The sequence below is a fragment of the Pantoea sp. RSPAM1 genome (genome assembly GCF_038816185.1).
Lineage (GTDB): Bacteria > Pseudomonadota > Gammaproteobacteria > Enterobacterales > Enterobacteriaceae > Pantoea > Pantoea ananatis.
On the sequence record NZ_CP046138.1, the window covers coordinates 138,571 to 151,401 of the forward strand.

General features: G+C 53.2%; 11 protein-coding genes and 1 pseudogene. 7 read left to right on the forward strand and 5 right to left on the reverse strand.

The window, feature by feature from the left end; translation table 11 throughout:
• Positions 1-6: 6 nt before the first annotated feature.
• From GKC68_RS22760 to GKC68_RS22775, 4 genes and pseudogenes are all read left to right on the forward strand, one after another.
• Positions 7-1,422: pseudogene (locus GKC68_RS22760) on the forward strand (AAA family ATPase); the annotation flags it as partial.
• Positions 1,406-1,912, forward strand: a complete 507-nt coding sequence (gene tssJ / locus GKC68_RS22765; RefSeq protein ID WP_342656914.1) for a type VI secretion system lipoprotein TssJ — start codon at positions 1,406-1,408, stop codon at positions 1,910-1,912. The pseudogene GKC68_RS22760 and the gene tssJ, both read left to right, overlap by 17 nt.
• Positions 1,912-2,352 (forward strand): type VI secretion system baseplate subunit TssE, encoded by a 441-nt coding sequence (tssE, locus tag GKC68_RS22770; protein ID WP_110146465.1) that lies wholly within the window; start codon positions 1,912-1,914, stop codon positions 2,350-2,352. Before tssJ ends, tssE begins: the two co-directional genes overlap by 1 nt.
• 339 nt (positions 2,353-2,691) lie before the next feature.
• Positions 2,692-4,083: a VasL domain-containing protein gene (locus GKC68_RS22775; protein WP_342656915.1), complete on the forward strand. Its 1,392-nt coding sequence runs from the start codon at positions 2,692-2,694 to the stop codon at positions 4,081-4,083.
• 327 nt (positions 4,084-4,410) lie between these two features.
• On the opposite strand, the gene GKC68_RS22780 is transcribed toward GKC68_RS22775, so the two are convergent.
• Positions 4,411-4,584, reverse strand: a complete 174-nt coding sequence (locus GKC68_RS22780; protein ID WP_014333244.1) for a GhoT/OrtT family toxin — start codon at positions 4,582-4,584, stop codon at positions 4,411-4,413.
• 366 nt (positions 4,585-4,950) lie between these two features.
• On the opposite strand from GKC68_RS22780, the gene GKC68_RS22785 reads away from it, so the two are divergent.
• Positions 4,951-5,487, forward strand: a complete 537-nt coding sequence (locus GKC68_RS22785) for a YbhB/YbcL family Raf kinase inhibitor-like protein (protein WP_052177093.1) — start codon at positions 4,951-4,953, stop codon at positions 5,485-5,487.
• A gap of 60 nt (positions 5,488-5,547) precedes the next feature.
• On the opposite strand, the gene proP is transcribed toward GKC68_RS22785, so the two are convergent.
• From proP to GKC68_RS22805, 4 genes are all read right to left on the reverse strand, one after another.
• Entirely contained in the window at positions 5,548-7,023 is a 1,476-nt protein-coding gene (proP, locus tag GKC68_RS22790) for a glycine betaine/L-proline transporter ProP (protein ID WP_047713676.1), read from the reverse strand.
• A 362-nt stretch (positions 7,024-7,385) separates the two neighbouring features.
• A complete protein-coding gene (locus GKC68_RS22795; protein WP_047713675.1) occupies positions 7,386-8,588 on the reverse strand; it encodes an MFS transporter in 1,203 nt (400 codons plus the stop codon).
• 315 nt (positions 8,589-8,903) lie between these two features.
• Positions 8,904-9,686, reverse strand: coding sequence for a CDP-diacylglycerol diphosphatase (locus tag GKC68_RS22800; protein ID WP_206116433.1), 783 nt, complete (start codon positions 9,684-9,686; stop codon positions 8,904-8,906).
• Positions 9,687-9,982: 296 nt separating this feature from the next.
• Positions 9,983-10,885: a LysR family transcriptional regulator gene (locus tag GKC68_RS22805; RefSeq protein ID WP_028722656.1), complete on the reverse strand. Its 903-nt coding sequence runs from the start codon at positions 10,883-10,885 to the stop codon at positions 9,983-9,985.
• A 99-nt stretch (positions 10,886-10,984) separates the two neighbouring features.
• Between GKC68_RS22805 and GKC68_RS22810 the strand changes: the two genes are divergently transcribed.
• The gene (locus GKC68_RS22810) at positions 10,985-12,049 is read left to right on the forward strand and encodes an SDR family oxidoreductase (RefSeq protein WP_028722657.1); all 1,065 of its coding nucleotides are present in this window, start codon (positions 10,985-10,987) and stop codon (positions 12,047-12,049) included.
• Between the two features lie 87 nt (positions 12,050-12,136).
• Positions 12,137-12,790 carry an SDR family oxidoreductase gene (locus tag GKC68_RS22815; RefSeq protein ID WP_342656916.1) on the forward strand — a complete coding sequence of 218 codons (654 nt, stop codon included), beginning with the start codon at positions 12,137-12,139 and terminating at the stop codon, positions 12,788-12,790.
• Positions 12,791-12,831: the final 41 nt, after the last annotated feature.

The window sequence follows — 12,831 nt, forward strand, 5'->3', positions numbered from 1 at the left end:
AGATTCATGGAAAATCCAGCCATCCTGTTGCGACGTCTGAACCCTTACTGTGCCCGTGCAATGGAAGGGGCGGCTTCGCTCTGCCAGATCCGCGCCCACGCGGAAATTTTGCCGGAGCACTGGCTGCTGAAACTGCTGGAGCAGGGCGAGGGTGATCTCACGGTACTGGCGCGGCGTTATGAGTGGGATATGGACAGCATCTGGCAGGATTTGCTGGGCTGGCTGGATCGACAACCGCGCTCAGTGCGCCAACGTCCACAACTCTCCAAACCTCTCCAGGTGTTGATGCAGGAAGCCTGGCTGATTGCTTCGCTCAACGGTGAAGAACAGATCCGCAGTCACCACCTGTTGATGGTCTTGGTTGAAAAACAGAGTCTGGCCCGCTGCGATGGTCTGTGGCCGCTACTGACGCTGGGCCGGGGACAACTGGATCGCTTGCGACCGCTGCTGGATGCGCAGTCCGACGAACGTCCGGAGCTGCAGTTTGAGGTTGAACTGGCCCAGGAGCATGGCAGTGAGGTGGCGTTTGTTGGCCGCCCGGTCGGTGCAGAGCTGAAAGAGGGTGAGTTCAGTCCGGCCCTGCAGAACGCGCTGGATAAATTCACTCTCGACGTCACCGCTAAAGCCAGAGAAGGCAAAATTGACCCGGTGTTTGGTCGCGACACTGAAATCCGCCAGATGGTGGACATCCTCTCCCGTCGTCGTAAAAACAACCCGATCCTGGTCGGTGAACCAGGCGTGGGTAAAACCGCGCTGGTTGAAGGCCTGGCGCTGCGTATAGCAAAGGGCAACGTCCCGGAATCTCTCAAGCCGGTTGTTCTGCGCACCCTTGATCTCGGGTTGTTGCAGGCAGGTGCGGGCGTAAAAGGCGAGTTCGAACAGCGCCTCAAAAACGTCATTGATGCCGTGCAGCAGTTGCCGGTGCCGATACTGCTGTTTATCGATGAGGCGCACACCATTATCGGGGCGGGCAACCAGGCGGGCGGTGCCGATGCCGCTAACCTACTGAAACCCGCACTCGCCCGTGGCGAACTGCGCACTATTGCCGCAACAACCTGGTCTGAATATAAGCAGTACTTCGAGCGCGATGCCGCGCTGGAACGTCGCTTCCAGATGGTGAAAGTGGACGAGCCCGACGATGACACCGCCTGCCTGATGCTGCGGGGCCTGAAATCCCGCTATGCCGAACATCACGGCGTGCACATTACCGACGATGCGGTGCGGGCTGCCGTTACGCTTTCCCGACGTTATTTAACCGGCCGCCAACTGCCGGACAAGGCCGTGGATCTGCTGGATACTGCCGCCGCACGTGTACGTATGAGTCTTGATACCGTTCCGGACGCCATTGTGCGCCTGAAAGCACAACTTACCGCGCTGGCGCTGGAAGAGCAGGCGCTGCTGGACGATGCCCATGCTGGCAATCGCGCTTTCCGGTTGCGGTCTGACCCAAAGCGTCAGTGATGGGACCAAATCGGCCTTTAGCGCGGTGTTTTATAAAAAGATTAAGGTGCTACATCTGGATTTCACCGCGCGTGAAGCCCTGAATACGGACGCGCGGGAGAACAACGCCTTGTCTCAATCGGTAGTGCTACGCATTTATCAGCTCAAAGACATCAAAACCTTCGACAGCAGCGTCTATCAGCAATTGTTGAATGAGGGAGAAACGACACTTGGTGGGGATTTACTTGCCATGCGCAATGTCGTGCTGAAGCCCGGTGGTGATGTCTCGCTGAATATGCCCATGGAAGACGACGCGAAATACGTGGCGGTTGCCGGGCTGTTTCGGGACCCGGATACGGTGAAAAATACCTGGAAGTTGACGATTGACCGCGAAGCACTCGATCCTGACGAGGCGCGAGTGATTGAAGCCGGGAGTCATTATCTAAAATTATTATCGCCAAAGGATGACTAATGCCTCAGTTTCATCAATCCCCCTCACTGTATGAAATACTCGCCGGCAATTTCTCCGGTGGTCTGAGCCTCCATCAGGTGAGTGAGGAAAACCAGGTTATCCTCTCAGTGCTGGATAACATGCAGCGAATCCTCAACTGTCGCGCCGGAACGCTGGCGCATTTGCCGGATTACGGTTTGCCAGACATGACCAAAATCCTGCAAGGCATGCCAGGTACGGCCCATGAAATGATGGGCACCTTATCTGCAGTTCTGCTCAGGTATGAGCCACGCCTGAAAAAAATAACGGTTGTCATGCTAGAACAAAAAGTCCCCGGTGAGCTGCGCTATGCCATTGACGCTGAACTCAAAGGTATAGGGCTGGTGCGCTATGGCACCGAGTTTATGCCAGAGGGGCGGGTCCTGTTGAGGCATCTTAAGCAACAGCAATATCTTGACTAAACCCGTCTGTGAAGCCTGATAACGGTCTGTCATTACCCTCACGTTTCCTCAAAAAAACGGTAGATCTGTTCCCGTCGTCCCCGGGCGTCAGGTCAGTCTCGCTGAGTTTTATCCGGGCGAGGTGCAGCTTCAGAAACCGATAGATGCGTGGCTGAAAGATACCGGGCTGAATAGGTAGCCGTTCACAGCCCCGGGATTTTCCGCGATGGAGCGGCCTCGCATGAAAGGGAATATATCGCAAATTTGGTCGCGCGACAGTCTCTGCAACCTTCCGACTCTGCAGAAAGCGAAACCGCAATATTTTCCACCGCTACCGACACGTCAAATGGATAACTGGTCATGAATGACATTACCTCACGTAAAATCAAAACCGGTGGTGACCCGCGCACGCTGCCGGATTATGCTTCCCTGCGCAATGAACTGAGCAAGCTGTCACATCCGGCGCGGCCTGATGTGAACTGGCACTATGTCGAAAAGCTCTGCCTTTCACTGTTTGAGCAGAACGGTGTGGAGTTGCAGACCGCGGCCTGGTATACGCTTGCCCGTATGCAACTTGCCGGATTATTCGGTCTCAATGAAGGTCTGGCGATACTGGAGGCGCTGATCAGCCATCAGTGGGGCTCGCTTTGGCCGCAGCCTGTTCACGCCCGTATGGAAATTATCAGCAGTTTGAGCCAGCGCCTGCAGCAGCGGATGCGCTCGCTCCCGCTGAATTATAGCGACCTCGGTCAGCTGTATCGGGCAGAGCAACGTCTCAGCGCTATGGGGGAGGTGCTGCAGCGCCTGGAGCTTAAGCATCTCAGCCAGTTGGATACCCTGCGTAGCCTGATGCACAACAGTGCTGCCCGGCTGGAAAACAGCGATGACACAATCCCTGCAACGGCGACGAGTCAGCCAGGTTACGTGCTGCCTGCCCCCTCGGTAAAGGACGCGGGAATGTCAGCAGTTTCTCAGGCTGGCGGGCCATTTGAAAACTCCTCAGGGCAAGGTAGCTCAGTGAAGTGGGTGTACGTTGCGCAGCCGGAACACCAGGCCAATGTGGACGTACTGGCAGCAATACCGGTGCCGGCAAAAAAGTGGAAACCCTTTCTTGCCGGGATGAGTACCATGCTGGTAATAAGCACAGCCGCAGTGTGGGGCTGGCACTCTCTTCACCAGCCTGACCCGTTACAGACTCAGCTTGTCGCCTCCCTGGCGCCTTTACCTGCCACTCTCACCTCTGAACAGGTGATTAGGTTGCGTCAGCAGATTCCCCAGCCGCAGGACTTTATTGCACAGACGCAGCAACAACTGACCCGCCTGGACCAACTTTCGCCGGGATGGAATATTGACTACAGCCGACAACTTGTCGAGCAGGCTCAGGCGCTGTGGCCAGAGCAGGCGAAACCGCTGGCGCAGCAATGGCAGCAACAACGCCATGCTGCCGCTTTGTCAGCAGAACAGCTAAATGGCTGGTATAAGGGAATGATGTCACTCCAAAAGTTGAGTGACAGACTGAACGGACTCGATGAACAAAAGGGAAAATACATGACGGTCAGCGAGCTGAAATCAGTGGTTTTTTCCACTATGCAGTCCTTTAACCAATCCATACCGGCTGAAGAGCAACTGCGGGCATTGTCACAACATCCTGCGGGCCAACCGTTACCTGCCGCTGCCCGGTCTCAACTGGAAATGCACCTGAAGCAAGTGACGGCCCGTTATGCTGAAATAAAATACCAGGGTTCAGAATAAAGGTGGGGAGTAATATTCATTAGAATCAGTACTTTAACTGCGATTTTGCCTTTCGGTGGCGGGCGATGGCGCGCTGCTAAAAACGGGTATCTTGCGACGTCACCAGGTCACCAACTGCGTTGCATGACAAAAGGCGTCTGTCAAAAGGGCACGCTATGGCGATGATTGCAGCCATGAGTTACAGGAAAAAGCAGGTTTTACAGAACAGTAAAGGGCAGCTGTTGCGCCATGACAACGTTATGCAAAATTGTCTGGTGAAAGTGTCTTATTGAAGTGTGAAGACCGTGCAGCAGGCAACGATGTATCTGACCTACAGGGGGAGAAATTTCAAAATAGCGCGAACATTAATGCTACCGGAAAACTCATAGGCCAGGTTGCACCAACCAGAAAAGCGCTCAACAGTTTGATGCTGAGTTTGTCTTTGGCGATAAAGAAGGTGATGAGTGCCGCTACCGAGGCAACAATCCCATAGAAGACCAGCATATGTTGATAAAGTGTCATTTTGGCCTCAATACCTGTTTAGATGTTTAATGCAGATCATGCGGATTTTTGTGACTCAGATCAAGTATCAAGTCTTTTGTGTAAATAAAAAAAGGCGTCATGCCGGTTTGCTACCGGTAATATGGGGCTAAATACTGGCGATTTCACCCTGAAAAATGACAGTAAAATAAGCCTCATTCCCCTTCACAGGCCGATCCTGAAGGCCTGTCCCCCCGGCGAACTGCCGTTTTTATTTCACTTCTCCTTTTTTCTGTGGGCTCCTGTCGCGCTTCTCAGTCGGGTTTTGAGACATATACTGTTTCACTGTGGATTAGATGAATTTCGCTCTCGTCCCAGGATAACCTCTCGATAACACAGGAGTATCAGGTGAAAAAATTTTCTTGTCTGCTGTTCATCTTTTTATGCCCTGCTGCATTGGCTTTAACCCTGCAGTCGAAAGACTTCAGCGATAATGGCTTGTTAGATAAAAAATTTGCCGGTGCGAATAAAAGTAATGCGGCCTGTACCGGCGAAAACGTATCACCCGAACTTAACTGGTCAGAGAGTCCGGCGGGTACCAAAAGCTTTGCCTTACTGATGACCGATCCCGTGGGGGCTAAAGGTCTCGGGGTGAGTCATATGGTGGCTTACAACATTGCTTCTGAACGCAGTGCTTTTGCTCAGGGTGAGCTGACAACGGGGAAAGGTTACACGGGTGGGAAAAACTCACCGGGCACCGCCCATTACTACGGCCCCTGTCCGCCTGTCGGTTCAGGCATTCACCATTATAACTTCGTGCTGATTGCCACGGATCTTGCACCTTCTGCGCTTGAGCCGGGTTTGACTCATGACGAGCTGTTGAAGAAACTCAAAGGACATGCCCTGGGTGCGGCCAGCACGGTGGCCCGGTTTGGTAATGACTAAACTGGATTTACATATAAAAAAACACCCTGCAGACAGGGTGTTTTGGCTGAAAACGGCGGGTTATTTCGCGTCAGCGGGCGCGGGTTGATCGGATTCAGCCTTTCTGTCCATTTTATTAATCAGGCTTTGGGCTTCGGCTTCGCTTGCGACAGCAGGAGAAGAGCCGGTTAAGGGCTTACGGGCCGTTTCACGTACCGTCAGAATCGTCAGTAATCCCACCACCCCTGCAACCATCATGTAGTACGCCGGCATCATGGTATTTTGCGTGGTATCAACCAGCCATGCGGTAAGTAAAGGTGTGGTGCCGCCAAACAGTGAAACCGAAAGATTGAAGCCGATCGCCAGTGCACTGTAACGAATATCAGTGGCAAAAAGCGCGGGTAGCGTTGAGGGCATGGTGCCACTGAAGCAGGTGTGCAGAATCCCCAGTACTAGCAGACCGCCAAAGACTGCCCACATATTATGTGAACCGATCAACATAAAGCAGGGGATAGCGAGCAGGATCAGGCCCACTGCACCGAAACCAATCACCGGGCGACGACCAATTCGATCGGTCCAGCGGCCCCACATCAGCGTTAACGGCATCATGACAAACATCACAATCATCACCAGCAGCAGCCCGCTGAGCTCGGGCAAGCCCAGTACGCCGGTAAGATAGCTGGGCATATACGAGGTCAGCATGTAGTTGGAAACGTTAAACAACAAGACCAGCCCGATACACTTCATCATGGGCACGCGGTGCTGACTTAACATTTTGAAGAGCGTCAGGCGCGGTTTACTCTGCTCCAGCTCCTCCTGCTTCTGCATATGTTGTTTAAAAGCCGGTGTTTCCTCGAGTTTCAAACGCACATACAGGCCGAACAAGCCAAGGGGTGCGGCAATAAAGAAGGGCACGCGCCAGCCCCAGGACATCATGGCTTCTGATGAGATAAAGCTCGTCATTACGGTCACCAGACAGGCACCCAGCAGGTAGCCGCCTAAAGTACCGAACTCCAGGAAGCTTCCCATAAAACCACGACGTTTGTCTGTCGAATACTCTGCTATAAAGGTTGCTGCACCGCCATATTCGCCACCGGTTGAGAATCCCTGAACGAGTCGGGCCACCAGAAGCAGGATGGGTGCCATGATGCCGATTGAGGCATAGGATGGAATGATGCCGATGCAAAATGTGCCTATCGACATCATGATCATGGTGATGGCCAGCACTTTCTGACGTCCGATTCGGTCACCCAGCGGACCAAATACCAGACCGCCCAGTGGGCGTACTAAAAACGCCGCTGCAAAGGTACCGAAGGTCGCGATCAACTGAATTGCCGTATTGGCATCGGGGAAAAAGACCTTACCAATGATGACAGCCAGGTAGCTGTAGACGCCAAAGTCAAACCACTCCATGGCATTACCTAATGCGGCGGCACCCACAGCGCGTTTTAACATGTCATTGTCGATAACGGTTATGTCGTCGACCGTGAGTTTTTTTTGCTTTTTATTCCAGAAATGTTTTTTGGGCCTGGGTGACGATGAACGGTTTGTATCCATATTTTCCTCAAACTACTTAAATGAAGACGACCTATAGCTTTCGCAGCCAGTCAGCGAGGTTAACGGAAATAAAGGAAGAGAAAGCTATAAGAGGCCAATGACATTAATGATAGAGCGTTCTTAACCGCAGCGAGAAAACATAGTCCATGAATGTAATTTTTTGCAAGTAATCAGAAAAAAAGACTAATTATTGAGTAAGATGGCCATAAATCATTTTTTACCTTTATTTACATTTTGGCACATCTGGTGGTGCCTGAGTCCCTTTTGTCCGGAACTCAGGATGGCGGAGTCGCCTGTTGCATGCGGTATTCAGGGGCAAAGCAGAATCCGCCAGCGTGAGATTGCTGGCAGATTAGTGTTAATTATGCAGGTTCAGCCGCCGGCGATCGTCCGGTACTCCACCACAGCAGTAAGGCCACCAGGGCGATACAACCCAATGCGCTAAAGGCAATACTGTAGGAATAGCGAGCCACAATCAGCCCCGTCATCGCCGGGCTCATGGATGCGCCTACGCCTTGCATTAGCATCACCACACTCTGACCCGCATTAACGTGCCCGCTTCCGCGCAGCAGGGAGACGATGTAGCCCGGCACGGCAACGCCCAGTATTCCTGCCGCAATGCCATCAAGCACCTGGACCGGAATAACGAATAGCGTCTCTGGAAATTCTGCCGCAATAAGCGCCCGTAGCGGCATCATCAACAGGGCCGTCATGATCAAATAGCGATAGCCAATTTTGTCCACACGACGTGAAACGTAAATGGCGACGGGGATCATCACCAACTGAGAAATAACGACCGTGGCCGCAGCATACAAACCGGGATCGACCGCATCCGGCCCGGTTGATGAGGCCACGCGCATACTCAGCATGGGCAACAGTGCGGCGTTGGCCAGATGAAACAGCAGTAAAGTCAAACCGGTTACCAGCAGTGCGGGTTTGCGCGCCAGGATCCACAGGCTCACAGTCGGCTTTTGAGACTGATTGTCTTCTAATCCGCGCGCGACCTCATGATTGATATCCTCTCCACGTATCGCCAGCGTCGCGATGGCGGCAAAGACGGCCATTATCATCATTAAGATGAAAACGGCGCCGAGTCCCCATTTCCAGGCAGCGAATCCAGCCAGTACAGCCGCCAGGGTGTTTCCGGCATGGTTGTAAGCCTCGTTTCGCCCCATCTGGTGGTTGAACCCTTTTTGCCCCGTCAGGCCCAGTGTTATCCCTGCTACGGTCGGGCCAATAAAGGCGGCAGCAATGCCGGCAACGATCTGTGAAATGATCGCCGTCCAGGACTGGTTGCTGTACCAGAGTAACAAGGTCGCAACGGTAATCACGATGCATCCTGTCAGGATGACAAGACGTTTATAGCGCGTCGCATCCGCCACCACGCCTGCGGGCAATGTTGAGAGGAGCCCTGCAATGCCGCCTGACGTCATGACCAGGCCTATTTCATCCGGGCTCCAGTGGCGTTCTGTCAGAAAAATGCCTAAAAATGGTCCCAGACCGTCTCTGACGTCGGCCAGAAAAAAACTCATCAGACACAGTGCCTGAAGTGACCGTTGTGACATGTGATTTTCCCTGTAGCAATAGTAAGGTTTGGGTGACCAACACATTTCAATAAGTAACGCCATGAATCATGGCAGCAAAAACACCAGGTAACATAACGTTAAAGTTACAAAATGAAAAAATTCACTTTTTATGTAATCTGGTCTAGCGGCGGTAAGCTCTGAAGGCCGTGCTGTGGTGAGAGGTATCCATGCAGGGCCACACTGTTGTCCACATTCTCTGGCGACGGTGCAAGGGGCCGAACACTAATTTCATCCACCTCGGGAGCATCAGCCGTTGAAGGCGTGGGTTCGGTGTATTTCACATTAATAAGTGAGTTAATTATTTAAAATGTAATGATTTTTTGGATCCAGAATGTCACATCGCTTATCCAGTAAAGACTCAACGGAGGCGCGATTGCCTTTATCCCAGCCGCGGCGGGTTGCCAGCAGGATGAACCCTTTTTCACCCGAGAACGTTGTAGGCACTAACGCGACGCCATATTCAGCCAGCATAGGCGGCGTCAGGCGAAAGTGGTGAGCAACGGACGCGATAGGGTAAATGCCCATCGCTGTAGGTTGAAGGACACGCCGGGCGTAGTAAGTATGCGTTAAGAGCTTATCGGGCAGGGGATGCCACGCATCTTGAATATAGGGGCGTTCAGCCCTTAACTGCCTGTAAACATCTTCTCGCAGGCAGGTAAGGTGGATATGTAGCTGATTCTGACTGCGGCCCCAGGCCGAGTTGATTGCCATGCCCAGCATCTCCTCCGGCACAGGCCTGCCGTATTGAGACATCAACTGATAACGCATCAGCCAGGCGTAGCCGAAATAATCTGGACGGCCAGGCCTTGATAGCCACGGGCTTTCAATACCGGATACCGGAATCGTGGGAACCAGAATGAAATGATAGGGATAACGAGGGTTTTGAATAATGCTAAAACCCTGCCGTTTGCCCTCTGGAATATAGATCTGCTGACAGGGTGAAGGGTGACCCGTGTAGTGATAGTTCACCATGCAAACGTTGTCCGTCACCGCCCATAATGCATCTGAGCGTGCGCATCCCGCCAGCGTGAGTGCCATTGTGGTCAGTATCATCAGGCGAAAGAGCAGACTCAGCATAAACGCAGCCGTTCACTGTCAGGTTCCGGCAACATTTCACAACCTTCGATTTTTTTAACGCTTACCGCCCTTGCTGCCATATCGCCTCTGTCCCTACGTCTGAGCGGATTGAAATGCCTCTACGTTAGCGCCACTCCATTATAAACACCATTGGGTTGACCAGAAAGTACTGAAATATTATGACATAACCTGCCCATCCGATTCGGGCAGCGCAGGCATAAACGTAACAATGAGGCTCGGTTACGCGCCCTGTCCCGTTACTCACCCTGTGAAAAAGCGATAAAATTCTCTCGCAATCAACGAATGGTTAACTGCGTGAGCGTGGTTAATAAAACATCCACTTTGGGCAGGAGCTGCTTACGCCGGGGCCAAATCACATTCAGTGGCAGCCCCTCGGGTTGCTGCTGCGGCAGTAAGATTTCCAGTTCGCCACTGTCAACGGCGTTCTGTACCAGCCACGAAGGCATTTGTGCAACGCCTAATCCGGCCATTACCGCCTGAAGTTGTGCATCCACATCAGCCAGTGCCATGCGAAAGGGAACGTCCCGCCAGTACGAATGACCGTCTTTACCACTAAATAACCAGGGTTTTGGCGTGTTATCGGCCCGTTCATACAGGATGGCCCGATGCTGCATGAGTGCCTGTTCATTTTGCGGCCGTCCCTGGCGTGCCAGCCACGCTGGCGAGGCACAAAACACCATGCGTTCACGACCAATGTGACGGCAGCCCATTGATGCGGGTAAATCATCGGAGCCGCCAATTCTGACCGCAACGTCGATGCCTTCATCAAACAGATCGATGAAGCGATCTGAAAAACTCATTCTCAATTCAAGCTCGGGATGCTGCTGACAAAACGGAATCAGCAACGGCATCACGTTCAGCCGCCCATAAGTATGCGGCACGGCCAGTCTCAGACGGCCGGAAGGAATAATCCGCTGGGCAGCCAGGACGGCTTCTGCTTCGGCCAGCTCCTCCATGACGCGTAAGCAGGTTTGGTAATAGGCGCTGCCCGCATCCGTTAGTTGCAGTTTTCGCGTTGTGCGTTCGAGCAGGCGCGAGCCCAGTCGTGTCTCCAGTCGGCTGACGCTCTTACTGATGGCAGAACCCGTAACATGTAAACGGGCAGCCGCAGCGGTAAAACTCCCGCTTTCTACACTGGCCACAAAAGGAACAATGTCTTTAAGACGTTGATCGTGCATGATTGATGAACTCAGGTTGATAATGATGTGAATTTTTACCAAAAATAGGAATTAAATTCTCTATTACGCTTAGCATTACGCAAAAAGAGGAGAATTAACATGCAAAAACAGGCTTTGATTGTTGGAATCAGCGGTGTGATTGGCCGGGCGTTAGCAGAAAGGCTAAACAGCGAAGGCTGGCAGGTCAGCGGGTTGTCACGGGGCCGCAGCGCGGTACCTGAAGGCTGCAGCAATCTCACCGCAGATTTAACCGATCCTGACGCGGTAAAAACGGCATTGAAAGCCGTCAAACCTGATGCAGTGTTCTTCAGCGTCTGGGCGCGCCAGGACAGTGAAAAAGAGAATATCCGCGTCAATGGCGGCATGATCCGCAACGTTATTGAAGCGCTTGGCGAACGCCTTCAGGGCGCACATGTGGCGCTGGTGACGGGCCTTAAGCACTATCTGGGACCATTTGAAGCTTACGGCAAAGGTGCTGTGCCGGTCACGCCTTTCCGTGAAGAGCAGGGGCGTCAGCCGGTGGACAACTTCTATTATGCCCAGGAGGATGAAGTCTTCGCTGGCGCAGAGAAATATGGCTATCGCTGGAGCGTTCACCGTCCGCATACCATCATTGGCTATGCGCTCGGAAATGCCATGAACATGGGGCAGACTCTGGCCGTTTACGCCACCTTATGTAAAGAAAAAGGCTGGCCGTTTATCTTCCCAGGCTCACCCGAGCAATGGAATGGTGTGGTGGATATGACCGACGCCGGTCTTCTGGCTGAGCAACTTGAGTGGGCGGCGACCAGCCCGGCCGCGGCAAATCAGGACTTCAACGCGGTAAACGGTGACGTTTTCCGCTGGAACTGGATGTGGCCAAAACTGGCGGCGTATTTTGGTCTTGAGGCTGCAGCGTATCCGGCAAAAATGATGCCGCTTGACGGGCGCATGCAGGAGGCGGCCAGCGTATGGCAGGCGCTTGCTCAGCGTGAAAACCTGCTTGAACAGGATATCACGCGTCTGGCCTCATGGTGGCACACCGACGCGGATCTGGGGCGACCAATGGAAGCCTTCACCGACATGAGTAAAAGTCGTAAGGCGGGCTTTACTGGCTACCGGAGCACTCTGGATTCCTTCACTCAGCTTTTCGATAAGCTGAAGCATGAGAAAATCATTCCTTAATCATGTCCTGGAGCGCCCCGACGGGCGCTCATTACCGCTGTGCTTATTGTCTATACTGATATCTGACTTTTTCAAAGGAGCAGGAAGATGACGACATGTTTTATTATTGGCGCGGCGGGCAACGTTGGCTCTCATCTCACGAAACAGCTCAGCGCTAAGCAACATGCGGTTTCTGCACTGCATCGTAAACCTGAGCAGGCTGAAGCACTAAAATCGGCCGGAGCGGTTCCCGTGGCGGGGGATCTCCAGCAACTGACCGTGGATCAACTGGCGCAAAAAATGGCCGACCACGATGTGGTGATTTTTAGCGCTGGGGCGGGAGGCGCGGGTATTGAGCTGACCAACGCCATTGACGGCGAGGGGCTGTCCCTGGCCGTCGCCGCAGCCGAAAAGGCCGGTGTGAAGCGTTTTTTGCTGGTCTCAGTTTTCCCGGATGCCGCTCGTGGCGAAAAGACATCTGAAGGTTTCGAAAATTACATGCGCGTGAAGCGGCTGGCTGATGTTCGCCTGGTCGAAAGCCAACTCGACTGGGTGATTCTTCGTCCCGGTACGCTAACCGATGTCGCGGGCCGCGGCACCGTACGTGCAGGTTTTGCCATTCCTTACGGGGCGGTCCCGCGTGAGGATGTGGCCGCTACGCTGGTGGCTCTGGTCGAAACACCGCAAATTTCGCACAAAATTATTGAGCTGACCGAAGGCGACGAAAGCATAAGCGACGCTATGCTCCGTCTGCAACGATGATAAAAAAACGGCCCCTGTAACGGGGCCGTTTCATAACGTTT